The sequence below is a fragment of the Alkalibacterium sp. MB6 genome (assembly GCF_009935905.1).
GTDB lineage: Bacteria > Bacillota > Bacilli > Lactobacillales > Carnobacteriaceae_A > Alkalibacterium.
The window spans coordinates 23,249-47,233 of sequence record NZ_PREX01000021.1 but is presented as its reverse complement, the minus strand read 5'-3'; the positions used below and the strand labels follow the sequence as shown (position 1 = coordinate 47,233).

General features: G+C 38.2%; 24 protein-coding genes and 2 pseudogenes. 7 read left to right on the top strand and 19 right to left on the bottom strand.

What is annotated here, in order from left to right; translation table 11 throughout:
* Window positions 1-261: 261 nt before the first annotated feature.
* Window positions 262-1,356 (bottom strand): glycerol dehydrogenase, encoded by a 1,095-nt coding sequence (locus C3945_RS08835; protein WP_161879333.1) that lies wholly within the window; start codon window positions 1,354-1,356, stop codon window positions 262-264.
* A gap of 294 nt (window positions 1,357-1,650) precedes the next feature.
* On the opposite strand from C3945_RS08835, the pseudogene C3945_RS08830 reads away from it, so the two are divergent.
* The 3 genes and pseudogenes from C3945_RS08830 to C3945_RS08820 all read left to right on the top strand — a co-directional run.
* Window positions 1,651-2,187, top strand: a pseudogene (locus C3945_RS08830) (SDR family NAD(P)-dependent oxidoreductase); the annotation flags it as partial.
* A 225-nt stretch (window positions 2,188-2,412) separates the two neighbouring features.
* Complete coding sequence (locus C3945_RS08825) at window positions 2,413-4,182, top strand: DUF4153 domain-containing protein (RefSeq protein WP_161879332.1); 1,770 nt, start codon at window positions 2,413-2,415, stop codon at window positions 4,180-4,182.
* Window positions 4,183-4,261: 79 nt separating this feature from the next.
* Window positions 4,262-5,074 (top strand): aldo/keto reductase, encoded by an 813-nt coding sequence (locus tag C3945_RS08820; RefSeq protein ID WP_161879331.1) that lies wholly within the window; start codon window positions 4,262-4,264, stop codon window positions 5,072-5,074.
* Between the two features lie 105 nt (window positions 5,075-5,179).
* Here C3945_RS08820 and C3945_RS08815 read toward each other — a convergent pair whose 3' ends face one another.
* The 3 genes from C3945_RS08815 to C3945_RS08805 are packed head-to-tail and all read right to left on the bottom strand — an operon-like array spanning window position 5,180 to window position 6,034.
* Window positions 5,180-5,431 (bottom strand): hypothetical protein, encoded by a 252-nt coding sequence (locus C3945_RS08815; RefSeq protein ID WP_161879330.1) that lies wholly within the window; start codon window positions 5,429-5,431, stop codon window positions 5,180-5,182.
* 54 nt (window positions 5,432-5,485) lie between these two features.
* A complete protein-coding gene (locus C3945_RS08810) occupies window positions 5,486-5,668 on the bottom strand; it encodes a hypothetical protein (RefSeq protein ID WP_161879329.1) in 183 nt (60 codons plus the stop codon).
* Between the two features lie 12 nt (window positions 5,669-5,680).
* Entirely contained in the window at window positions 5,681-6,034 is a 354-nt protein-coding gene (locus C3945_RS08805; RefSeq protein WP_161879328.1) for an SDR family NAD(P)-dependent oxidoreductase, read from the bottom strand.
* A gap of 238 nt (window positions 6,035-6,272) precedes the next feature.
* Here C3945_RS08805 and C3945_RS08800 point away from each other — a divergent pair, with 238 nt between their 5' ends.
* The gene (locus C3945_RS08800; protein WP_161879327.1) at window positions 6,273-6,989 is read left to right on the top strand and encodes a GntR family transcriptional regulator; all 717 of its coding nucleotides are present in this window, start codon (window positions 6,273-6,275) and stop codon (window positions 6,987-6,989) included.
* Window positions 6,990-7,909: 920 nt separating this feature from the next.
* On the opposite strand, the gene C3945_RS08795 is transcribed toward C3945_RS08800, so the two are convergent.
* Both C3945_RS08795 and C3945_RS08790 read right to left on the bottom strand, forming a co-directional pair.
* The gene (locus C3945_RS08795) at window positions 7,910-9,052 is read right to left on the bottom strand and encodes a plasmid pRiA4b ORF-3 family protein (protein WP_161879326.1); all 1,143 of its coding nucleotides are present in this window, start codon (window positions 9,050-9,052) and stop codon (window positions 7,910-7,912) included.
* 31 nt (window positions 9,053-9,083) lie between these two features.
* Window positions 9,084-9,233 (bottom strand): CopG family transcriptional regulator, encoded by a 150-nt coding sequence (locus tag C3945_RS08790; protein ID WP_061385309.1) that lies wholly within the window; start codon window positions 9,231-9,233, stop codon window positions 9,084-9,086.
* A gap of 175 nt (window positions 9,234-9,408) precedes the next feature.
* On the opposite strand from C3945_RS08790, the gene C3945_RS08785 reads away from it, so the two are divergent.
* Window positions 9,409-9,930 (top strand): hypothetical protein, encoded by a 522-nt coding sequence (locus C3945_RS08785; RefSeq protein ID WP_161879325.1) that lies wholly within the window; start codon window positions 9,409-9,411, stop codon window positions 9,928-9,930.
* Between the two features lie 98 nt (window positions 9,931-10,028).
* Window positions 10,029-10,850 carry a DDE-type integrase/transposase/recombinase gene (locus C3945_RS08780; RefSeq protein WP_161879335.1) on the top strand — a complete coding sequence of 274 codons (822 nt, stop codon included), beginning with the start codon at window positions 10,029-10,031 and terminating at the stop codon, window positions 10,848-10,850.
* Between the two features lie 468 nt (window positions 10,851-11,318).
* Here C3945_RS08780 and C3945_RS12135 read toward each other — a convergent pair whose 3' ends face one another.
* A complete protein-coding gene (locus C3945_RS12135) occupies window positions 11,319-11,696 on the bottom strand; it encodes a hypothetical protein (RefSeq protein WP_442862171.1) in 378 nt (125 codons plus the stop codon).
* Window positions 11,697-11,759: 63 nt separating this feature from the next.
* The gene (gene mobV, locus C3945_RS08775) at window positions 11,760-12,536 is read right to left on the bottom strand and encodes a MobV family relaxase (protein WP_442862170.1); all 777 of its coding nucleotides are present in this window, start codon (window positions 12,534-12,536) and stop codon (window positions 11,760-11,762) included.
* A 251-nt stretch (window positions 12,537-12,787) separates the two neighbouring features.
* Here mobV and C3945_RS08770 point away from each other — a divergent pair, with 251 nt between their 5' ends.
* Window positions 12,788-12,976, top strand: a complete 189-nt coding sequence (locus C3945_RS08770) for a hypothetical protein (RefSeq protein ID WP_161879324.1) — start codon at window positions 12,788-12,790, stop codon at window positions 12,974-12,976.
* A gap of 316 nt (window positions 12,977-13,292) precedes the next feature.
* On the opposite strand, the gene C3945_RS08765 is transcribed toward C3945_RS08770, so the two are convergent.
* The 11 genes and pseudogenes from C3945_RS08765 to C3945_RS08715 all read right to left on the bottom strand — a co-directional run bounded on the left by C3945_RS08765 (window position 13,293) and on the right by C3945_RS08715 (window position 23,973).
* Window positions 13,293-14,117 carry a class I SAM-dependent methyltransferase gene (locus C3945_RS08765; RefSeq protein ID WP_161879323.1) on the bottom strand — a complete coding sequence of 275 codons (825 nt, stop codon included), beginning with the start codon at window positions 14,115-14,117 and terminating at the stop codon, window positions 13,293-13,295.
* 114 nt (window positions 14,118-14,231) lie between these two features.
* Complete coding sequence (locus C3945_RS08760) at window positions 14,232-14,447, bottom strand: hypothetical protein (protein WP_161879322.1); 216 nt, start codon at window positions 14,445-14,447, stop codon at window positions 14,232-14,234.
* Window positions 14,448-14,469: 22 nt separating this feature from the next.
* Window positions 14,470-15,093 carry a DUF6933 domain-containing protein gene (locus C3945_RS11970; protein ID WP_237585525.1) on the bottom strand — a complete coding sequence of 208 codons (624 nt, stop codon included), beginning with the start codon at window positions 15,091-15,093 and terminating at the stop codon, window positions 14,470-14,472.
* A 133-nt stretch (window positions 15,094-15,226) separates the two neighbouring features.
* Window positions 15,227-16,072: pseudogene (locus C3945_RS08750) on the bottom strand (aldo/keto reductase).
* A gap of 42 nt (window positions 16,073-16,114) precedes the next feature.
* Window positions 16,115-17,341, bottom strand: coding sequence for an MFS transporter (locus tag C3945_RS08745; protein ID WP_161879321.1), 1,227 nt, complete (start codon window positions 17,339-17,341; stop codon window positions 16,115-16,117).
* A 103-nt stretch (window positions 17,342-17,444) separates the two neighbouring features.
* On the bottom strand, window positions 17,445-17,798 hold the full coding sequence (locus C3945_RS08740) for a hypothetical protein (protein ID WP_161879320.1): 354 nt from the start codon (window positions 17,796-17,798) through the stop codon (window positions 17,445-17,447).
* A complete protein-coding gene (locus tag C3945_RS08735; protein WP_161879319.1) occupies window positions 17,795-18,484 on the bottom strand; it encodes an ATP-binding protein in 690 nt (229 codons plus the stop codon). Before C3945_RS08735 ends, C3945_RS08740 begins: the two co-directional genes overlap by 4 nt.
* A 121-nt stretch (window positions 18,485-18,605) precedes the next feature.
* Window positions 18,606-19,619: an ATP-binding protein gene (locus C3945_RS08730; protein WP_161879318.1), complete on the bottom strand. Its 1,014-nt coding sequence runs from the start codon at window positions 19,617-19,619 to the stop codon at window positions 18,606-18,608.
* A 140-nt stretch (window positions 19,620-19,759) separates the two neighbouring features.
* Window positions 19,760-20,728 carry a hypothetical protein gene (locus C3945_RS08725; RefSeq protein WP_161879317.1) on the bottom strand — a complete coding sequence of 323 codons (969 nt, stop codon included), beginning with the start codon at window positions 20,726-20,728 and terminating at the stop codon, window positions 19,760-19,762.
* 207 nt (window positions 20,729-20,935) lie between these two features.
* A complete protein-coding gene (locus C3945_RS08720; RefSeq protein ID WP_161879316.1) occupies window positions 20,936-23,260 on the bottom strand; it encodes a glycoside hydrolase family 31 protein in 2,325 nt (774 codons plus the stop codon).
* Window positions 23,260-23,973: a DUF624 domain-containing protein gene (locus C3945_RS08715; RefSeq protein ID WP_161879315.1), complete on the bottom strand. Its 714-nt coding sequence runs from the start codon at window positions 23,971-23,973 to the stop codon at window positions 23,260-23,262. The genes C3945_RS08720 and C3945_RS08715 overlap by 1 nt, the downstream gene beginning before the upstream one ends.
* Window positions 23,974-23,985 lie beyond the last annotated feature (12 nt).

Genomic DNA, 23,985 nt, shown 5'->3' with positions numbered 1-23,985 from the left:
ATCGGCTTTCTGTACTTTACACACCATACTATATGGTACTGAATATAGTAGACGTAACCTCTTCCTTTTAGTGCTTTTTTCACCATAATCACCTCTACATGTATTTTATCATATGTAGAAACAAAAAAACATGCAAAATCGCTTACTCACGACTAAAGTCACGAGAATGAACTCATAAACTCTTCAATATGCTTTTTTATAATCAAAAAGTAAAAAGCACGGACCCCTCGACAAAGAAGGTCCGTGCTTTCATAAACTGGCTTAATTCTTAGTACTGTATTCGTTAACAGCTAGGATAGCGTAAGCGACTTGTTCAGGAGTGATTTCTGGATCAAGATTTTCCATCGTTTCTCCTTCAGCTGTAGCTACTTTTCCTATTTCAACCAAGTCTTCAAAGGATTTACCATTTAGATGCATCTCTTCTAAGGTTGTTGGCATATCAACTGATTTAAAGAAATCGACATACTTCATGATTTCCTTTTCTGACTTTCTTTCTAAGACCAATTGAACGAGGGTCCCGTAAGCTACTTTTTGCCCATGAGACAAGTCATGAATATCCCCATCCACTGCGGTGAAGCCATTATGAATCGCATGTGCACCGGCTAAGCCCCCGTTTTCAAAGCCTAAGCCGGATAACAATGTGTTCGCTTCTACTACGGCATCGACTGCTGGTGTTACCAATTTTTGCTGAACGGCTTTGTAAGCAGCAACTCCATGCTCAAACAGAACTTTTTCAGACATTTCAGCTATTGCTCTACCTGTAAAAGTGGTTTTGCCTCCTGCCATCGTATCCGCATTTCGCTTCATCGCTGCTTTAACTTCAGTTAATGTTGCCATCGCATCTGCTATTCCTGAAGCAAATAGTATCGGTGGCGCATTGACAATAATACCCGTGTCCACTAATACGAGATCAGGGTTCTTGTCATAAAATTTATACCCTTCAAACACACCGTCATCTGAATAAATAACGGACAAGGCGCTTGTTGGTGCATCTGTAGAAGCAGTAGTTGGAACAATTACGACGGGTACTCCAATGCCATCAGACACGGCCTTGGCTGTATCGAGCGTTTTCCCCCCACCAACACCAATGACTGCCTCAACCTCATTTTCCTTTCCAACATCGATTAATCGTTCTATCTCCGTATTCGATGATTCTCCACTGAATTCTTCATAATGGTACTGACTTTCTGTATCGCTAAAACTACCTTCTATATCATCTTTTACAATACCCCAAACAACTTCATCTGATATGAGAAGTGACGTGTTGGAGATGGACTCCATTTCTTTGCCTAGCTCCTCAATCACTCCTTTTCCCTGAACATAACGACTCGGTGATTTAAACACATACTTTTGCATGTTATTCCTCCCTTTCACTAGTTGTACACTATAAGTGTAACATAAAGTTTTATTCGTTTACAAAGGATAACCCTATGACATCCCTCTTATTTTTTGTAAGCATATCATTGATCGATATATGTCATCCTTGTTACGGTTAATAGAGCCCTAGAAGAAGGGGCGCGTGTGGTTCTAGTTGATTTAGACAAAGATGCTCTGGAAGAAACGAAGAAAGAACTTAATCAGGATAACCGTGTTCGAATTGTAGAAGCAGACGTATCCAACGAAGACGATGTCTAGCGTTATGTTAAAGAAACAACGGATGCTTTTGGATCCATTGACGTCTTTTTCAATAATGCTGGAATTATTGGTGAAGTGAATACCATTCACGATCAAACCTATAAGAATTTCCAAAATGTCTTGTCCATTAACGTTGGTGGAGTATTTTTAGGTATGAAGCATGTGTTGAAAGTCATGCGTGAACAAGGTAGCGGAAGTATCATTAACACCTCGTCCGTTGACGGATTGAGAGGATCACCTGGCTTATTCCCTTATTCAACATCTAAACACGCTGTGGTCGGATTAACTAAAACAGCTGCTTTAGAAAATGCCGAAAAGAAAATCCGTGTTAACTCTATACACCCATCTCCAGTAGGTACATCGATGATGGACGAAGTTGAAGAGGGACTTGGAGAAGGGTCTCAAAACACTCTTCAAGATTCCATCCCTATGGGTGAATATGCAGAGGCCGTGGACATTGCTAACTTAGCTATTTTCCTTGGCTCAGATGAAAGTAAATTTATTACTGGTTCAGAGTACCGTATCGATGGAGGTATGGGCGCTCAAATGTAAACAAGTGAAGCTAAGTGAGTTCAGACTAACAAAATAGAGATTCACGATTAATCATTAAAAAGGAGTCGTCAAATCCCCTTTTTTCACATGATTGGTCGTGCATTTTTTTTGTTAAAAATATGTTGAAAACTAGCTTTCATTACTATTGCTAAAGGCAAACTATGAGAGTATGCTTAGGTCAAATAAAGAATGTTATTTAAGTATAACTTTTAGGAGGCGTTAAGCATGTCAATTAAAGAATGGCTTGTAGACAATAAGGTGAAATGGTCTGAAACCTTATCTCGCTTTACATGGCCGATTGTTTTTATTTTTATCACAGCAATTTTATCGATGGTTACCATTCAGACAGACGGAAGTCCTGACTTATATATTGAATCTCTCGCATCGGGACTGTGTGCTTATGCCCTTATTCTCATTCAAGTAATCGTCGAACGATTTTACTCTGCTAACAAACGAATGCAGACTATCTTTGTCGCCTTAACCATTTCTCTGTCTCTACTCTATTATATTTACTTGAGACAGGCCCCCATGGAAGCTAACCAATCAGGTTCCATTCGAACAATGGTCCTTTTCTTTATCATAACAGTGTCACTCCTTACCGTTCCCACATTGAGATCCTCTCTTAGAATCAGTGACACCCTTGTTCAGTTAATTAAAGCTATTTTCTCAAGTCTCCTGCTATCACTGATATTGTTTTTAGGTGTGACAGCGGTCATCGGTGCTTTCAGTGCCCTCATCTATTCACTCAGTTACCATTGGTACAGCCAAATGGGAGTGATCAGTTTTTTACTTATCTTTCCCATAAATTTCTTGATGAGACTGCCTGTGTATACTCCTGAAAGTCTATCTAAGCCTAATCAGCAATCGACAGCTATACCCCCTTTGTTAGAAAGTATTGTCGCCTTTGTCGCTATCCCATTACTATTTATTTTTACCGGCATACTCATCATTTATATCATCTTAAATATAAATACCATTTTCTGGCGAAGCAATATGATGGAACCCATGTTAATCGGCTACTCTATCAGTGGTCTAGTTACTTTATCCCTATCAGAAAAATCCTCTCGTCAAGTAGCTCGGATGTTCCGTTGGCTCTTTCCCTTCCTTCTACTAGGCATAGCGATATTCCAACTCTTCGCTTCCAGTTTTAAAACAGTTGAATTAGGAATGACGCACAGTCGTTATTTCGTTCTTCTTTTCAGTATCTTTTCCATTATTGCAAGTGTCTTGTATAGCTTTTCTAGAACCAAGCAAGAGTGGATACCAAGAATTTTAATACTGCTTAGTGTCATTTCTATTTTACCTTTTATCGATGCTGTTTCTGTTGGTATTTTCAGCCAAACGAATGAAGTTAATCGCATTGCTGAAGGCATGTCTTGGGCAAGTGGACAGACCCTTCAACCCGGCACACAGTCCCTAAATGAAAATGAAAAAGTTCAACTTTCTTACAGCTTTAATTATTTAAATGAACAGGATGCTTTAAACCGATTTGATTGGCTTCCTGATAATTTTAACTATTACAATACCTTTGATTATGTCTTTGGCTTTGATCCCTATTATTACAGTTACGCTCATAATGACATGAATGAGTATAATCCGGACTCTAGACAATACGCTTATATTCAACTAGATGAGTCCACTCCAATGGTTCTTGACATGAGTAACATTGATGCCTTTGTAGAAGTGGCCACTTACAATAATTATGCGGAAAGTTTTACCTTATCTACCGGGCATACTCTTGATTTTTCCGCAACAAATGATGATTTTTCAGTTGCCGTTTTAGATGGAGATAATGAATTAATTCATTATGATTTATCGTTTTTGAAAGAAACCATTTGGGAACTCAATGCAGAAAATCCATCTTATACGTTAGACGACCTCACTTTTCATAAAGAAAACGACCAGGTAGATTTGACTATTATGGTTAAACGATTTGAAATGGAACAAGGCAGTTACTTTAGTGGTGACTTCTTTGTATTAATAACGATAAAGTAAGGTTCAGACAAAATTAAAGCATTTTCATAGATAGTGGTGTACACTAGAGAAGTAGTATATTTTAAGGAGGACTTTATACATGATTAAAGACACGTTTACGTTTCACAATGGGGTAACTATACCAGCTATCGGTTTTGGTACATGGCAGATTCCAAATGAAGAAGCTTACGACTCAACCATGATGGCCTTGAAAAATGGTTACACGCACATTGACACAGCCTTAGCTTATCGAAATGAAGAAAATGTTGGTAAAGCGGTTAAAGATTTTGATTTACCTCGTGAAGAGATTTTCATCACGAGCAAGTTGCCTGCTCAAATTAAAGGGTATCAAGAATCCCTTGATGCATTTAACGAGACCATTACCAACTTGGGTGTCGACTATTTAGATTTATACCTCATTCATGCACCTTGGCCTTGGGATAAAAAAGGCGAAGACCATACTGAGGGAAATATTCAGTCTTGGAAAGCCATGGAGAAATTGTACAATGATGGTAAAATTAGAACAATCGGCGTGTCTAACTTTGAAATCTCTGATATTCAAGCTCTTCTAGACAATTGTGATATTGTTCCAATGGCTAACCAAATTCCATTTTATGTTGGACGAGATCAAGAAGACTTGCTTGCCTTCTGTAAAGAGCACAACATTTTAGTTGAGGCATACTCTCCTTTAGCGACTGGACAGTTATTGGATAATGAAGACATTAAAGCAATGGCCGATAAATACGACGTGACACCAGCACAACTATTGATTCGCTACTGTTTAGAAAGAGGAACCTTACCTCTTCCTAAATCAACACACGAAGAGCGCATTATTCAAAATAGCCAAGTAGACTTTAGTATTTCTGAAGAAGATATGGCTACATTGAATAGCTTTGATGATGTAAGAGGCTAATTCATCTAATAGACAGGCTCAGAATTAACTTCTGGGTCTGTTTTTTTATGCTTATTCTAGTCGCTTAGTCGATTCACATTCGCCTTATCTAAAAGAAAAAGTGCCTCATTCGAGGCACTTTTGTGGTGAGCTTACTTTTTTTAAAGCTTTGTATACGGCTAAGCCAATCCCAGCTGTCGCAAGGATGGATAGTACGGGTCGTTTTTTAGCTTTTACCATTAAACTAGGTGGTCGTTTCCACCCTAAATTGCTCCCTCGCTCCATCAGGTCTTCTTTAGGCTCATATAAAATTCCTGCTTCTGGCGCTTTCGCCTTTCTATCCGTATCATAGTTTGTTTTAAACGTGTCTATTTCCATCATATAATCAACTAGACGTGGCAACGCTCGGCCGACAATGGAGAAGAATTTTGATTAAGTGCCCACATAGTTATCCCGCTTCGGTTTTTCTGTAGCCAATAAAATGGCTTCCGCCACACTTTCCGGTGGGTAGACGATGACGTTGTGAGCCGGATGTCTTTCAATATAACTCGTAGCGTGATCCGTATAGGGTGTATCGATTCGAGCTGGGTGAATTTGAGTAATGACAATAGGCACATGAGCTTTTTCTTATTCCATTCGTAACCCATCTATGAATCCGTGAATGGCCATTTTTGCGGCTGAATAAAAGGTCTGTAGAGGAAACGCTCGGTTCCCTGTCACACTACCAATAGTAATGATGGTTCCAGGTTCCACTTTTTCCTTAAAGTAAGCGACGGCCTTACGAGTCCCATACACTGTTCCCCAAAAGTTAATCTCAAATAGCTGTCTGACGTCTTCAATTGGCACATCATCAGCATAACTATATAAAGCAACCGATGCATTATTCACCCATGTATCATACCCACCAAACGCTTCAATCGCTTTCTCTTCTATCAAAGCAATGTCTTCTTCATTGGAAATATCAGCTTTAATGTAGACCACTTCTGCTCCCTTTTACCCTCTCTTGTATCACTTAATAACGTTTAAGATTGCTCACACATCAACTCACATTCATGTAGTATATTCTTCTTATTTGCTGTATTATAATATTAGTTAATATAAATGCTTTTTGATATAAATTACCTTTTTTTTGTATTCTTTGCTTCTCTTTATAAAATAAAGTATGTTATACTATATTTTATAAAGAGTAAAAATGTCATTATAGAAATGTGGGATAAAGATGAAAAAGTACGAAGAAATTTATCAAACGATTAAAGAAAAAATATTGACTCAAGATTATAAAGCGAAGCAACAGCTTCCCTTCGAGAAAGATCTTTGTGAGACATTCAACACAAGTAAAATGACAGTTAAGCGTGCCTTAGATATGCTTGTCGAAGATGGTTTAATTATCAAACGTCGTGGTTCTGGCACATTCGTGAAAGATTTAAGCAAGAGTGAAATTCAGCGTATCGCACAAACGTCTCCTACTCCAGGATTCACATCCCTTTATCAATCATGGGGTGACAATGTTTCCACTGAACTTTTAAACTTTAGCGTGGTTCAGGCAGATGCCAATGTAGCTGATAAGTTAAATATTAATGTTGGTAGTTTTGTTTACGACATTCAGCGTTTACGCTCGACTGACAACGAACCTATCGTTATTGAAAAAACGTATTACCCGATTGATATTGTTCCTGGACTTGAAGAAAGTCATGTAAAAGGTTCAATATATGATTACATTACAAATGAATTAAGTCTTAATCTTCAAAGTGCCCACCGCTATTTCTCAGTGAAGACAGCCGAGGAGGAAGAAGCTGATAAGTTAAACATATCAGTAGGTGCTCCAGTGGCGGTCTCTGAGCAAATTGTTTTCCTGGATGATGGGGAAGCAATGGAATACTCACTCTCTCTTTTCCGTCATGATAAATTTAGAGCGGAAATGATTGTCACTCGATAATTAACAAGCGAATAAAAGTCACAGATTAATTGGGATGGTCTCCCGACTAATCTGTGACTTTTTTTATTGATACATGCTAAAAACAGGTGAAAAAGGGACCTTGCATGAAAGAGGACTCTTACCAGTAAACAAGGTCTGAGACTTTTTCTTTAGGAGTGGAGGATGAGAGTATGCAAGGACTATCATCGAAATAATAATACCGTGACAATCGTCGCTAATCCTCAATTGAGGTACCTTGATTCTTGTTGAACAAGAGGGTTAGTGAAGCGAATAAAGTTTAATAAGGTCCAATTTTTATACAAGACCTCTTATGCTGCTTTTGGAAAAATAAAATTATACAGAATTAAAGTTATAAAAGGTGGCTCCATTTGGCATTCTCCTAACTGAGAAATAATCGATACCTTTGTGAAATAATCTTTGATTAATGACATTCTAAGCCGAATCTCATTTTTAATCAAGTAAAGATATTACTCTAATATTAACTAAACCCTTTAATATCAACGCTTCACTTCGATATTCCACTATTATTTTACATCATATAAATATTATTTAACTATATAAAGTTAAATCTGACCCTTCAAAAGGTAAATCTTACAATTTCGTTACGTATTATAACTAATATTACATTGGTACAGCTTAAACTAACCTAAATTTAGCATTTTATTTACTCTAATGTTTAAAAAATGTAGCCTCTAGTTTCTCTAAATGAATAAAAATATAGAATATCCATTATTGACATAAAGAATAGATTTTATGCTTTATAAATATCGGATACAAGCTATTGTTTCCCCGTTTATGCTTTCATTTAGCAGGTACTTTAAAGGGTGTACACATTACTTCTCTATCATTGCTTAGTTAAAATAGTGGGAATAGAAAAAACCTTACTTAATGACATTACCGTCAAAAAGTAAGGTTGACTCTTATTTAAATTTATAGTCAAGCTGCAAATTAATCGCTTCAACAGTATTCTGACTGTATAAGCGAGGAATGTAGTCGCTGAGCCATTCTTTTAATTGCTCATGATTCTCATGCTCTGGATCATTTATGACGTCCATCATATACTTATAACCATCAGGTCCGCCACTATTTTCTGGAACCGGATTACCCATCATCATAAGTAATTTAGGAGGCACGGCTTCAGAGGATACCCAAACTTTTCGAATGGTAATCGAATGTTCCCAATTATCGCCAAAGTCATATACATAAGTCAGTTTTCTATTATCTTCAGTCGATAAAACGTCTGAGAGAAAGGTCGTGTCTCCTGAAAACAACTGCCTGTCCTCGCTTATGGCATAGTATTCCATCTCGGCAATCTGCCTAGAACTAGTGAGTCTCGAACCATCGTCTAAAACAAATTGATAAAAATGACTGTTTTCCCACAGAAATACGGTTTGAATAATCTCATGTAACGCTCCAAATGGAAGATTTAATGGCGTGTGGATTAATCGAATACTGTCTTTTTGATGCTCTAATTTCAATCTTATTTCACATTCAGCCATTGGAATAGTTAACTGTATAGGGCCAAATGTCTTCACCCATTCATTATAAAAATGAGTTAACCTTGACTCATCGTGACCATCCGCATGGCTTTTTAGAGAAGAGAGTGCATAAGATAACGCCTCTTGAGTAAGATAGTCTTCATCAATCAAATCAGTGAAACGACCTAATGCAGCTTGAACAATTGAATTTTTTCCGATTTTTTTCATGTCTGTCGCTTTAGTTAATCTATGGCCATTAACCGACTGAGTATATTGACTAATAATATGTTCAGGGAAACCAAATCGCGACAGCAACTGGGTCAACCCTTCTTCGAATAAGTCAATAAATTCAATTAATTCATCTTCAACCAGATTTAAAAACGTGAGAGTCATCCCTGTCGTGTTGTGCGTAAAGATAAATAGTTCATCGTGCCCTATTTCTGATAGCGTTCCATGCCAGTGATAAAATGGATCTGTCTTTGTTTCAGTCTTTTCAATTAACTGAGCATCTTCAATTGACTGCCCCATCACTTTTTCAGTTTTAAAAAATCTTTTTCGTAACTTTTGGGTTAAATAAAAATCCATTCCCTCACACCTCTCATCTCTCGCGCTTTTTTTATGCCCATTTTTGCCCTTTCTTATATTCTCCTAGAGCAATTGTGATTAATGCGGATTTAGATAGACCTTTTTCTTTAGCCATTTTTTCTAGGTCATCTAGTACAGATTCCGCCAAAGTAATCGTTAATCTTTTTTTCTTTTTTTCCATTTCATAACCTCCTAACAATCGCTAGTACTTACCAATTTTTTTGTTTTTTCGTGCTATTTTAATGCAACTATCGTTGCTCTATCAATTGAAATGCAAAAAGGCACCTCTTCCCCCCTTAATCTGATAAAATGAAGTTCACCAAAACAAACATTCATCACTTAAGGAGTGAAAAGAGATGCCTAATCTACTTCAGATTATCATGTATTTAGTTAATAAAATCAAGTGGCAGAACAATTTAATTCAACTTTTGAATGATTATATTGCCTGGCTGGAAGATGAGGGAGATCGACCATCTAAAGGGACCGATATCACAGATCTTGATTACAACAAATTGACCCTTGATGATCCACCGAAAGTTGTAAAAGTTGAACGGGTGGACTATAAAAGTCTGCTAAAACAAGCTTTAAACTCAGGTAAACCGATCAAGCCCATTCGGCGATACAAGTCTTCTTCAAAAATATACGTTGTGCCAAATGTAATGCGCCCCAAGACTATCTCTATAAGAATAACGGGACTCTCGGACAGTACCAGTGTAAGATTTGTTCTACTTTATTTAGCGAAAAAAATCGTTATTCTAAAGATGTCATTCTCAAATGTCCTCACTGTGAAAAGTGTCTTGAGAAGATTAAACAACGGTCCGAATTCGACATCTATAAGTGTAAAAACAACACCTGTCCTTATTATCTTCAGGCATTAAATCAGTTGAGCGATGAGCAAAAGGAACTTTAAAACGTCGCTCCGTATTACTTAAAGTTACGATATGTCTACCGCCAGTTTCATCTTAACCTCGAAGACATCAAGTCCTATGGACTGATTGAATCGCCAGTTGACTTAAATCGCATTCATGCCTCACCTCGATTATTAGGTGAGATTCTGACCTACCACGTTAATTACGGACTGCCTGCACCCAAGGTAGCCGCGTTAATCTACGACATACATGGAGTAAAGATTGGAAGACAGACGATATTAAACTATGCGGCAGCAGCAGGGGCTCAACTTTATACCCTTACGCAACATTACCCCTATGATCTTTCTGATCAGATTTGTGGAGACGAGACCTACATCCGTGTCGGGAAAAAATGGCACTATATCTGTTACTTCTTCGATGCAAAGAATAAAATCATCTTATCCCAAAGAGTGTCTGACAAACGCAATACTGAATTAGCAATCAGGGCCATTCATGATGTGCTTGACCACTATATAGCCAGTGAAATCCCTGAGGATTTGAACCTCATCGTTGATGGGAACCCCATTTATAAACTGGCGCAGCATTTCCTAGCCCAACATGATTTGAACTTCGATATCACTCAGGTCATAGGCTTAACCAACCAAGATGAGATCTCTAGACAGTATCGCCCACTTAAACAAATTATTGAACGCTTGAACCGGACTTATAAAGGGAATTACCGTGGAACCCATGGATTTAAATCGCAAAACGGTGCACGTGCTCACGTTGCCTGCTTTACTGCCTGTTTCAACTTTCTGCGTCCGCATCAGTCATTAGATGGCGAAGTTCCTGTGAGGATCCCATTTGTCCATGATGATGCGAAAACAATGCCCGACAAGTGGATCCGTTTATTATCTTTCGGGAACAGTGTTCTACAGTACCAGGACTAATATTGTATAACTGATTTTACATATCTCGAAAAACTTCAAAAAACGAAGTTTTTTAAACATGCCTTCTTATACTTCTCGTTGCTTTACTGGGTCTGTTATAAAGCTATTTAATCCAGACATTGATTGGATTATATTACCTTGATCGACAGGAATCATCAGAAGAGCAACGAGAGTTTTGAAAAACATAGTTTTTCATAGATTATTGGGAGTTACCCAATCGCTTAATTTGAGTGTAACTAAACTACGCATTGAATGCAACAAAAACCATACAAAACCCGAAAACTCGCCGCCACAAACCCTTGCCCCACCTGGCTTCGTGCGACTTTTCCGCCGAAATTGGCACTCGGCACTTAAAGGGGGGGTCGTAGTAGTCCCCCCTTTTTTCCGCTCCCACCCAAAAACCAAGACCCAAAAACCCAAAAATAAAACCCAAAACAAAAAGATGAAAAACACCTTTACAGGCATTTTTCATCTTTCCATTTCCCGATTCTGTTCAAGACGTCGCTCACGCTTGTGTAACCGCTCAAATTCGCTTCCAGGAGTTTTCTCCTTTACTTTATCTACTAAATCTTTAAAAGCGCTTCTGAAGGCGCTCAGACCGCTTATACGCTCTTCTAAAAAATCTTTAGCACTTTTATATACAAAACCGATTTCTCGCTTCAAATCGCTCACACGAGCTTTTAACGATTTATTTTCTTGAACCAACTCGTTATGATCCTCCACCATTCCATTGAATCGGTGAACAAGATCATTGTATTTTCCTCTCAGCACTTCATGGTTTTCACGTAAACCCCTATTTTCTTTAGCCATATCAGTATTCAGTACCTGTTTTAAATGGATTTTCAACTTTTCATTATCCTGTGCAGCAGCGACAAATTTTTATAATCAGTTCGCGAAATAATAACATTTTCAGTTGGTTTTTTTACCGTTTTTGTTTTTTCCTTGCCAAATAAATTTTTTTTTACCAGTTGACACTTCAACATTTTTCGTTTGCCGCTTCGCTGGAACGGTTAAATCAGATTCCACTTTCCCGATGAATGCAGTCAATTCATCTTTTTTGGTCACAATATTTTTTTCTAGAAAATCAATTTCTTTTTCCAATGTCTGCTTTTTATATTTGGTGGTTTCGATATGTTGACGGTCAGAACCTTTTTCCCCACGTTCCAAATCAAAGCCAAGCTTCTGCATATGCTCTGGAAATTTATCCTGCATCCAAAGTAATTCAGCACGATTAAAAACGTTTTTCCCTTGAAGTTTGCCGTCACGCATTGGCACGACTCCGATATGTAAATGGGGCGTTTTTTCGTCATTATGAACAGTCGCATAAGCAATATTTTGCTCACCATATCTCTCTGAAAATAATTTAAAACTTTCTTCAAAAAATCGTTTTTGCTCAACTGGATCTAGTCGCTCAAAAAAATCTCGGTCCGACGTTACGAGCAACTCATTTACCAGCACTGCATCTTTTCGGGTTTTCCTCGATCCTGTTTTTTGCGATTCAATAATCTCTTTTACTCGCTCGTTATAATCAATATTTTCATCGTTTACGAAATCATAATTTTCATGTGAACGCTCTTTATCAATATCGGAATTCGTTTTACTTTCACGTTCTCTTTGATTGTGAAATTGGATTCCTTTTAAGTCATGTGATTTCATTTTTTGCATTCTGCAGATAGCAAAACTCATCTATATCAGCCCCAATTTTTCGGGTACAAAGGTGTACCTGTTTTCGGTCAACTTCCATGTAAAGTATAACACGCTATACTTTACATGCGTAAAGGTGTGCCTTGCCAGGGGGCTATTCGGCTACCGCCGCATGCTTTCGCATGAAAAGAAAAGACCGTGGCGCTGCCACACCGCAAGGGAGAAGTTCTCCCTTAACCCCCTCCAAAAAGCTCCCCCAACCCCCTCACTTTTTGAGGGGGCTCCCTCGCCGGTTGGCAGGTCAAAAGGTGTTGCCTTTTGACGAGCCAAGAGGGTTCGGGTATAGCGAAATTGTCAACTCCTTAAATTCCTTCCGCTGGCGCTCCAGTCAGACATTTACCGTTGACAATTGCCACGTTTTTTCTTCTGCAGCAAGTTTCACTTTTGGCCGAAGAAAAAATAAAAAAGGGACTGGGAAATAAGTCTCATTAAATCAAGTAGGCTAAAAAAACACGAACAATCATCATTAGCGGTGTAAAAGGACGACTTTACGTACATCTCTTTGTAGCATCTATGATGCGTACTAAGAGAGTAGTAAAGCTAGTTCTGAGACCTTGGCTCAGAACGGTCCCACCGCTCTTTAAGGATGACTGTTCGTGTTTTTATGATTATTTAGGTACTCCTAATAGTTTATTCCCAGCTCCTTCCGATCTTCCGCAATCGCGCCCTTTTGTGTAATAGGTAGAAGTCAACTTAATGTCGCATCAATCCTGAGTTTACAGGCTTTTATTAATTAAATCATCTTGCACATATGATGAAACTATTTAATGATTGCACATTGTCATTTGAGCCATTCATCAGTTCATAGTAACAGTTGACCATTGATTGTATTCTTTGGGGAGATTCGTTGAACTCTTTACGAATACTATTCGCATAACCTTTTTCCCACTCTGCATCCTGCAAATACATAGCATTGACGGTACTTTGCTTTTCGATATGGAAATTTGCCTTTTCAAGCAACTCTTGAATTTGTACTTTGTGAAACAAGGTTTGAATATTTCCATCATTGTTTACGAAGTTAGAGTACAAGGCCAAAATGGAAGCTGCACAAAAATGGGCACGCTGGGTTATGTCTATAAAGTCAAGATCCCATTCCGCAAAGCATATACGTTTAGCCACTTTTCGCAGTTTCTTAAAATAACGGAATAACTCCTCGGAACTTTTGAAATACCAAGAACTGTGGGATAACACTGCTATATCAAATACTTCGTTTGAATCAAATGCGTCAAAATCCGTTTCAAAATTAAATGTAATGCGTTCTCCCAATACAGACTTTTTAATCAAGTCTGTTGCCTGTCCCAAAGTCAAAGGTTCTCCATAATTTCGACTGGCAATATCAATTCCGACAACCTTTCCATCTTCCCCCACTGCGTCCGCTAATGCTACCGTTGTATCGCCTTGACCACAGCCAATTTCTAATATACTCATACCTTTCTTTATCCCGAATTCCTTTACTAAGTCTAATCGATGCTGTAATTGGACTTGCTGAATTTCATCTCCTTCAAAAAGCTTATAGGTAGATAAAAATGTTGTTGTAGAATCGTTTAACTTTATTGGTTTCAATGTTATACCTCCAGATTTACGGTTATCCTTAATATGTTTCAAGACTATCTTAATTTAAGTTAAGAGATCTCCATCTTCAACTAAATGGCCCGTTTGTTGAATATCTTTTTTATCTCAATAAACCACATGAACTAAAACCGATCCATCATCAAAAACAGAAATTTGAACGGGTTGATAATCAACTTCGTCAAAATAGCAAATATGATTTTCGTCTAATCGCTCACGGTCACCTTCACGATAACTTTTACCATAGCGTTTTCTAAAATATTGTTTTGCTTCCAACACTGTTTTAAAATCGGGGAAATTCGCCTCATCTTCTCTAGTAATCATTCAATCTACCTCCTTTTTTTTGTCATTTTAATTCGCCTGTTTCTTTGTCAAAATCGCCTCGACCATATTTCCTTTCTTGATAAACAGCATCGAAATACAATCTAATCAATCCAGTATGCGACCGCAAAACAGAGTTTATTATCTTCATGCTAGGCAAATTATGTTCAGCCCCACGAGTTCTGACAAATCTCCTTAACTCACGAATGTTTGCTAGTCCATGTTCATCAATCAGATGAGTAAACCGACCTAATGTAGCGTGAACGATTGATTTTTTCCCGATTTTTTTCATATCTGTTGCTTTAGTCAGTCTATGACCAGCAATCGATTGAGTGTATTGATTGATGGCGTGTTCAGGGAAACCAAATCGCGACAGCAACTGGGTCAACCCTTCTTCGAATAAGTCAATAAATTCAATTAATTCATCTTCAACCAGATTTAAAAACGTGAGAGTCATCCCTGTCGTGTTGTGCGTAAAGATAAATAGTTCATCGTGCCCTATTTCTGATAGCGTTCCATGCCAGTGATAAAATGGATCTGTCTTTGTTTCAGTCTTTTCAATTAACTGAGCATCCTCAATTGACTGCCCCATCACTTTTTCAGTTTTAATAAATCTTTTTCGTAACTTTTGGGTTAAATAAAAATCCATTCCTTCACACCTTTCATCTCTCACACTTTTTTATGTACATTTAGTATACCCTACAAAAAAGAAAAGATGAAGATTGGTTTGAAGTCATTTTTAGTACGACCTCTTCCCTTCTTCATCTCACGTCTATTAAATATCAATCAAATTCTTCATACTCATTCGGGTGTTGGTCTTGAATACGACCATCTGGTTTGTCTAGTGCATCGATTCGTTCTCTATCTTCCTGTGTTAACTCGAAGTCAAATACATTTAGATTGTCTATTTGATGTTTAGGCGTTGAGGATTTCACCACACTCAAGACATCATTTTCGATATTCCACCTTAAAATAACTTGTGCAGGAGTTTTTCCGTGCGTGTTGGCTATCTCTTGAATCGTCTCATGACTAATCACGTCGTTAATTTTTCGACCGAAAGGACTCCATGCTTCCGTAATGATTCCCAGTTCTTGGTTGGTTTTCACTAACTCTTTGTTGTTAAAGTATGGATGGCGTTCGATTTGATTCGTCGCCGGCGTTACGCCCGTTTCATCAATGATGCGTGTTAAATGCTCTTCTAAAAAGTTGGACACACCAATTGTTTTAATCAGTCCAAATTTTTGTGCATCGACTAGTGCCTGCCAAGCCTCAACGTATTGATCCTGTTTTGGAAGTGGCTAGTGAATAAGATACTTGTCAAAGTAGTCAAGACCCATACGGTAAAGAGATTCTTGAATCATTAAAATGGTTTTATCATATTGATGAGCAGCACCAGGTAATTTTGTACTAACAAGAAATTCCTCACGGGGAAGAGACGATCGCCTAATCGCTTCTCCTACCATCCCTTCATTATTATAATTGGTTGACGTATCAATTAAACGGTAACCATTGTGAACAGCTTACAGCACACCATTCACTCCTGCTGCACCTTTCATTCCGACCGTTCCCAAAGCAATGGCTGGCAACAAGGATCCATCATTGGCTGTAAAATAATGATTGTTCTTCATTGGAATAGCTCCTTCTTTATTTCTTTTTAAACACTTGTTAACTTAACGACTACCTAGTTTCTTTTTCATATAAAGTAAAATGATAATATTTGCCACATTGATGATAAGGGCACTGATAAAGGCTGGGACATATGAGCCTGTAAAGTCGTAAATGAAACCAACAACCGATAGTGACACGGCACCGCCTAAACTCGTTGAGAAGGCCAGTATCGGATACAAACGAATAAAATGATAACGACCAAAGAACTCTTTCGTTAGTAAGGTGACACTAACGGATGGAATAGCATAAATAGCTCCAAAGAGACCCGATCCCACGTATAAAATAGGGACGTTTGTCGTCGCTACTAAAATAATACTAGACAAGCCTATTAATGATAAAATAATGATTGAACTTTTGACTGGTCCTACTTTGTCACTAATATAACCTAGGCCTAATTTAAAGATAATACTGCTTACCATAGCAATGGATAACATGGTTGCTCCCACTTCAGCTGGTTGAGATAGAGTAGCCGCAAACCCAGGGAAATGTTGAGGGACGCCGATCAGCATCGTTTGGAATAAAGTGAAGATAAATAAAAGGGAGAAAAGCCATCCTGAAACGTCTTTCGCCTCTTGTCTTGAAATCACCTGACGCTGCTTCTCTGTGGTCCCCGATGATTCATCTGGTGCGCCATAAGGCAAATAGCCACTTTCTCTTGGATCTAATGAAAAAGGAATCAAAATAATGGGCAGTGAGAAAAGAATCATTAAGATTCCCATTAATCTATAAACGGGTGCCCAGCCCATTGTTTGGATAAGTGATGTAAATAGTGGAGAGAAAACAGCTCCAGCAATACTACTGAAACTTAATACAATACTAGTGACTAACCCATGCTTTTCTCTGAACCACTCATTAATGACAATCGTTAAAGGGACCCAGGCTAACATACCTGCTCCGATACCTCGGAGGATCCCTAGTATATTAAATACCCATATCTGATCGGTCCATCCAAGTAAATAGTTGGACACACCAGCAAGGATAACCCCTACCGTCATCAGCTTTTTAAAGGTAAACCGTCTAATTAGCGCAGGGACATATAAAGACATAATTGCCTTGAGCAACAAAGTCAATGTATTGTGCATAGATACCGTTCCACGGTAAACGCCTAGATCATCTGCTATGGGTTGAATAAAAACACCATTGGTCATAACGGGTAAACCTACTGCACTAATTGCCACCCCGCACAAGGTCAGCATAACAATCCAGTGCATCTTACTCCTATTTTGCAACACTCATTCTCCTAACTGTCTTTTTAGCTAAATATTTACTGAAGCAAACTCTATTTATCAATATATCTATTATACGGCTTTACTCAGACGATTGTAAGGCTGCTCATAAGTATTTTAATTCTTGCTTGTAAAAATCTAAAATAGGACCCGCCATGTCGATAGGCTCCCCTATCCAAGGAAACATGCTTACTGGTCCTGGACTAAACTCTATTTCCGTAGGAACATAGTTGTCATTAGTAGGTGCCTGCGTAATATCTTCAGCAATTATATCGAGTCCGGCGTAACGCAAGCCCGGGATGGCTTTTATTGCTTTTAAAGCAATGTCTTTGAATCCTGGGTGACAACTCTCCGTGTAATCAATACTTTCTCCACCATTAGCAATATTTGATTCCTCTCTTAAGATCACTTTCACTCCTTTTTTTGGCACATCTTCTAACGTAAGCCCTTGAGGAGTCAATCGATTAAGACTCTTAACATCAGTAGGGATTGGGTAATTTTCATTGCCATATTCTTTAAACGGCCTTTATTTTTCTCGTCTATGAGTTGACGAATCGTCTGCTTGCCATCCCCAACGACATTGGCCCGTGCACGTTTGGTGCAGGCAACAACTTGTTCATCTACCACGAAAAAGCGATAGTCTTCACCTATAAATTGTTTTTCCACCAATACTTTTTCGGTATCTATGCCAATGAGGTTAGTCAGTTTTCTTAAACGATTCCTTAAATCTTTTTCATTGAATATGTTTGTAAAGACGCCCATGCCACGGGACAAGTCATTTGGTTTTAATACAATGGGATAACCCACTGTTTCGGCAAACGCTAAGAATTGCGCCACTTCTGTGAGTCGAGTATCTTTGGATTCTGGAACAGAAAGGCCCGCTTCTTTAACTAACACACGGCATAAGTGTTTGTCATCTATAAGCAGGTTCATGGCAGAAGAGGATAAGGGACCATTCATATCTCGAAACAACAAGTCTTTGTTATTAATCGTTATAATCATTGTATCAAAACTGAGGCGTCTTGTTTGATACCCTCTTTTTTCTGCCTCTGCTTCGATGACACGGGACTTCAATCCTTCTATTTCTTCCCAAGCTTGTTTTTTTGCTTCAAATTCCTCTACACTCACTACTTTTTCTTCAAACATATTGACTACCTCCCACCTTTTGATTAAACGTTAATTAATTTTATCATACTGTCAGTTTGAAGGAGGGTGCTAAGTCCCTCATTAAAAGCAAAAAAGCTACCCATTTGGATAGCTTCTCTAGTTAAAAATCAAGTCGGTTTAAGTGTTTCTCGTAAAAGTCAAGAATGGGTCCTGCCATATCTCGTGGTTGGCCTTTCCAAGGAAACATACTAACCGGTCCAGGGCTGAATTCCACTTCGGTGATAACATAATTATCCTTAGTTGGTTTTTGAGTAATATCTTTTGCGATGACATCGACCCCTGCATAATGTATGCCCGGAATGGCATTTACTGCTTTAATGGCTAATTGTTTGTACTCTTCATGAGCCGTATCAGTAAAATCAATACCTTCTCCCCCGCTAGCAATATTAGACTCATCCCGAATGTCAAGCTGTTGACCGGCTTCAGGAACGTATTCTAATGAATTGCCTTCTCTGTATAATTTTTTTAGCGATGATGGATCGGTGGGAATTAAGAAGAATTGAAGATCGCGATCTTTTTTTCTTAATTCATTTTTTTCATGAATTAATTCTAGTACCGTTTTCTTACCATCTCCTGTAACATTTGCTCTAGCTCGTTTTGTTACAGCTAAAACCTGACCGTCAACGATGAAAAAACGGAAGTCAAAACCGATAAACTGCTTTTCTATTAGTAGTTTGGCTTTTGAGTCTCCGATTAACGCTTCTAGTAACGCTAACTTTTCTTTTAATGTTTCATCACTATCAATATGAGTATAGACCCCTTGTCCTCTGGAGAGGTTATTTGGCTTCAATACAACCGGATAAACTATGGTGTTGGCAAATGTTATAAACGAATCAACGTCATCAATCTTAATGTACTTTGAATCAGGAACAGAGACATCTGTTTGTTTAAGTAACTGTCTCGTTAAGTGTTTATCATCCACAATCTCATTGATAGCTATAGAAGAAAAGGGTCCATTCATATCTTTAAACATCATCGGTTTCCCTTTTATAATGACGATTAGTTTATCGAAAGTCAATCGCTCAACAGGGTACCCTCTTTTACGAGCCTCTTCTTCTAACAATTGAGATTTTAACCCTTCCCTTTTTTCAAATTCCGTCCATTCTTCCTTCATACCTATTCACCCTCCATCGTTAATTAACCTAAATACTACGTTTAGTTTAACATAGTTAACCATCTGCCATGGTATTTAAGCTTTTAAGTCATGTTAGGCACACTAAATAACAAAAAAGAGTACCCTTTTTAGGTACTCTCTTAATCTTGTTCTTCTACAGTGAAGTCATCAAATACTAAATAAGCAGTCTGTTTCTCGTCCGATGCATTCGTTGTTTCGAAAGTGTTGGCGCTACTTTCTCTCCAGACGACATAATAACGCCGAGCATGTTCATCGATATACACATGGCCATCTCCACTATAAACGAAGGCTTCTGTTTCCGGCCCAACCACTTCAGATAGGATAGATAAGGCCTTCTCATATGAATAATCAGGATCCTCGTCCTTCCCAAACCAGGCTTGCTCGCGGTATTCATTGATGCTCATCGTTAAAGGAGGAATAATCATTCTATCTGCCGGTGAGGTATTTAAGATAGATGAGTCCTCTTCAACGGATCCACTTAATTCCTCGTCCATAACTGATACAGTCATAGAAGACACGCCCAGAGAGTTTTCGATAGATGTCTGTAAAGAGGCGGTTGCTTCTTTCAAGCTAGTGAAAAAAGGGTGATTTAACTGTTTATTTGCTAGTAATTCTGACACACGTTCTTGTGCTTCTTCTACATTATTCTGTTCTAAGAGTTGTTTAGCTTCATTATAAAGTTCTTGATAATAGCTGGCCTCTTGATAGGTCGTTTCTATAGTGACCATCAATTCCCAAGCCCTATCTTTTAACAATTCTGTTCCACCTTTAAACTTGGCTGCCAGCTCTGCTTCTTGTCTGGCTTCGGTAAAATCACCGATTTTATGTAAGACAAATGCTTTGTTAAATGTTTTTGATTGCTCCAAAAGTAAATGAGCTTCATCTCTATCCGGCCACTGTTCAACAGCTAATTCAAAATACTCTTTTGCTTCAGCATAGTCTTCATTCACTATTGCTTCTAATCCACTTTGAATCGTCTCAGAATACTCCTCATCTGTTTCCACTGAGCATCCAGACAGAACAACGATAACAAGCAAAAAACTCAGAAACAGTGTCCATTTGCGACTAATATTCTTATCTGCTTTCATACGTTGTCCTCTCCATCAGACTATTATCCTCATTTAATAAAGTCACTATTATGTTGATTTAATTTAATATTTATACATTCTAAGGCAATTATACCAAAGGACGACTGACTTGACATTAAAACTTTTAAAATAACGACTATTTTTACTCTAAATTTGAACAAAATAAAGACACCTATCATCGAGTTCCTGACAGGTGTCTGAAAACCTTTAACTATGCTTGATATAAAGCAGTTCAAACAGTGAGCGACTTAATTGTTCGACATTTAATTCATTAATCATAGCCATCAAACTGAGTTCAGATTTTGATCTGATAAAAGTTGCAAATATATCTTCTTTTAATTCATACTCGACTTGCGCTTTATCCAACCTCTTAAATACTTCTTGAGTGATATCTTGTTTTTCGATGATATCAAAGTTATCAAACTCCAAGCTAATCGTTTCAACTGACTGTTTGGGTTGAAGAGTGATGCTGGTTCGGTTGAGAGACGGGTCAAATACTTCATCTACAATGGTTACATTGTTAGTATCCGTCAATTTTACTAGAGTCGATGCATCAAAATGAATGATGTGACTTCGGTTCTCAGGTAAGACACTCTTATCCCCATCTAGTTTTATCGACACTTTTTTATTATCTCTATCGATGGTTAACGTTGTCGTTACCCTATCTTCTCCTCTATCTTCTATCAAGTCATAAGAATGAGAGGCTCCTGGATAAAGATGCCACTCCAAAACTTCTGGTAATTCAGTTGCCTTCGTCTTAGTTGGTTGAGCATCTAAAGGAATAATACTTCCTTCTTTTGCAAAAACAGGCATAGCCGTTTCTTCTCTGAAAATTTGAAGGACCGATCCGCCTTTATAACGGAAATTAGTGAACACATCAAACCAATTCCCTTCTGGTAAGTAAATCAATTCACTCCCATATAAGGTTTCATTGTCTTTTTTTCTAGTAATAGGTAGAACGAGTAATTCATTACCAAAGTAATATTCGTTCCTTATTTCGTAAGCCTTCTCCTCAAAAGGATGCTCGTAATAGATTGGCTGTACCAATGGGATGCCTTCTTCGTGAGTCAATATATTTGCCGTATACAAGTAAGGGATTAGCGCATGTCTCAATCTTAAGAAGTCCCCCATATTTTTCCTTATTGAATCACTATAAAGCCAAGGTTCTTTACTGGAAAACGAGTTTTTCGTACTGTGCAAGCGATTGATTGGACTAAATACGCCAAACTGAAACCAGCGTAAAACCAATTCTTCATCTTTACTGCCTTTATAATGCCCACCTATATCATGGCTCCACCAAGTGTAGCCTATATTAGATGAAGTCGCTGTCAAATAAGGTTGAAATGCTAAGGATTCCCATGTAGTCATGGCGTCCCCAGAAAAGCCTATGGGGTAGCGGTGACTTCCTGGTCCAGCATATCTTGATAAAATTAAACCATCCGTATGTCGTTTTTCATTATCTTTAAAATGATAGTGATTGAGTAACCACAAGGAATCAATGTCACTTCGACTAAATTCACCTTGTTGCCAGTCAATCCACCAGAAGTCAACGCCCATCTCTTCAAGCGGGTGATGGACCTCTTCAAAGTACGCCTCACGAAACGCTGTATTCATCAAATCAAATTGCGCAGGCTCTTCAATATTCTGATTCAGATTCAACCGTTCTGCTACCCTTTCGTACTGCTCTTCAAAACCACGAATCCCATCAGCTGGGTGGACATTTAATGTAATAGCTAGTCCTCGTTCCTCTAACTGTTTCAAGAAACTTTTCGGGTCAGGAAAGAGATCACGGTTCCATGTATAACCGGTCCACCCACTACCATAAGTGGACGGAATATTAGTTAAGTGCCAATCCATATCAATAACACTGACTGCGAGTGGAAGATTTTCCTGCTTGAATCGGTCCATGAGAGTCAAGTAGCTTTCCTCAGTATAAGCCCAATAACGGCTCCACCAATTTCCTAAAGCAAATCGAGGCAGTTTCGGCGGGAAACCAGATAGTCGATAAAAATCTTTGATTGCTTCCCTATAGTTACGCCCGTGAGCAAAAAAGTAAACATCTGTATGGGTGTCTTCTTTCACTATAATGTTGTCTTCTTCATCAAATACAAAGGATTTCGAGTCATTTAAAGTGGCATAGCCAAATCGGGAGATGATACTTTCTTCGAGCGGCGCCTCCCCATTCACTCTATCCAATGTTCTTAACGACCCTTTCAACGTATCAATGTGTTGCCCAAAGTACCATCGGTTAGTGTAATTTGAAAAGTTGTATCTAACATCTATATGAAGGGTCTTTGGTGAAAAAGGTTCTTCCTTCGTATAAAGCATATGAAAGGTATCTGTTATAATTTCTACGGTATCTGCCGTTTCTTTTATCTCAAATGCCGTTTCTCCAAGGTCTCTATTTTTTATGACTCGAGTTGGTCTATCTTCAAAGTGACCAGTCTCTGAATATTCCATTCTTAAAATTGACTCTTTTATCACTATAAATCGGTAACGGTCACCTTGGATACAATTCCCATTCTGTTTCATCAGATCCCATCCTTATCCTTTACTGGTTTGTAGGCTGTTCTCTTCTTTTTCAGTTGATTCACTTTTTTGATTAAGACATAAACAGTCACATAGGTGCTGACAGTAGCTGCAAATAAAGTAAATAGTAGTGGTTGTATATCCCAAATGATATAGAGTAAAAGCACATTAGTCATAAATATTACGAAGCTGAGAACTGGATGAGCTGCACAAAAGACAAAGGACTGCTTCCAAATCCATTTCAAATTCATCCGGTAGTGAGCTGCTATAAAGAAATAACACATCAGAACAAGTAGACAATATAAAATGAATACTAAAACGACCACGCTGAATATCAGACTCATTTGCCAACAGACATACAGCAATAAGCCTAGACCAACGAACCATCCTGTCGCTAGCACACCTGACAGCAGACTGTCTTTAAAACGACTTTTATATTCCTTGAAAAACAAGGAGACTGGCATCCATTCGTCCTGTACGATTAATTCTCTCATCGTATTAAACAGCGCTTGCGTAGCTGGAAAGAAGAATAATGGTAACACTAGTATGAATAGCGGAAGCAGTACGTATAAACTATCAAAAGATTCAGAAAGTATGATTTGCAATCCGACTACAAGCACTGGACTAGTTAATAAGAGCCACAAGGCATTAAATAGTAGAAAGTTAAGAATGATTTTAGATCCGTCTATTAAATAGGTATACAGTTTTTCACTCACCCTTGTGACTCT

Excerpts from the sequence above, each read along its gene's own strand:
- C3945_RS08795 (WP_161879326.1), bottom strand. The coding sequence starts at position 9,052 with ATGGATTTTTATTTAACCCAAAAGTTACGAAAAAGATTTTTTAAAACT.
- C3945_RS08760 (WP_161879322.1), bottom strand. The coding sequence starts at position 14,447 with ATGATTACTAGAGAAGATGAGGCGAATTTCCCCGATTTTAAAACAGTG.
- C3945_RS08820 (WP_161879331.1), top strand. The coding sequence starts at position 4,262 with ATGATTAAAGACACGTTTACGTTTCACAATGGGGTAACTATACCAGCT.
- C3945_RS08720 (WP_161879316.1), bottom strand. The coding sequence starts at position 23,260 with ATGAAACAGAATGGGAATTGTATCCAAGGTGACCGTTACCGATTTATA.
- C3945_RS08730 (WP_161879318.1), bottom strand. The coding sequence starts at position 19,619 with ATGAAGGAAGAATGGACGGAATTTGAAAAAAGGGAAGGGTTAAAATCT.
- C3945_RS08785 (WP_161879325.1), top strand. The coding sequence starts at position 9,409 with ATGCCTAATCTACTTCAGATTATCATGTATTTAGTTAATAAAATCAAG.
- C3945_RS08800 (WP_161879327.1), top strand. The coding sequence starts at position 6,273 with ATGAAAAAGTACGAAGAAATTTATCAAACGATTAAAGAAAAAATATTG.
- C3945_RS08835 (WP_161879333.1), bottom strand. The coding sequence starts at position 1,356 with ATGCAAAAGTATGTGTTTAAATCACCGAGTCGTTATGTTCAGGGAAAA.
- C3945_RS08825 (WP_161879332.1), top strand. The coding sequence starts at position 2,413 with ATGTCAATTAAAGAATGGCTTGTAGACAATAAGGTGAAATGGTCTGAA.
- C3945_RS08735 (WP_161879319.1), bottom strand. The coding sequence starts at position 18,484 with ATGTTTGAAGAAAAAGTAGTGAGTGTAGAGGAATTTGAAGCAAAAAAA.
- C3945_RS08815 (WP_161879330.1), bottom strand. The coding sequence starts at position 5,431 with ATGGAAATAGACACGTTTAAAACAAACTATGATACGGATAGAAAGGCG.
- C3945_RS11970 (WP_237585525.1), bottom strand. The coding sequence starts at position 15,093 with ATGGATTTTTATTTAACCCAAAAGTTACGAAAAAGATTTATTAAAACT.
- C3945_RS08725 (WP_161879317.1), bottom strand. The coding sequence starts at position 20,728 with ATGAAAGCAGATAAGAATATTAGTCGCAAATGGACACTGTTTCTGAGT.
- mobV (WP_442862170.1), bottom strand. The coding sequence starts at position 12,536 with ATGAGTTTTGCTATCTGCAGAATGCAAAAAATGAAATCACATGACTTA.
- C3945_RS08790 (WP_061385309.1), bottom strand. The coding sequence starts at position 9,233 with ATGGAAAAAAAGAAAAAAAGATTAACGATTACTTTGGCGGAATCTGTA.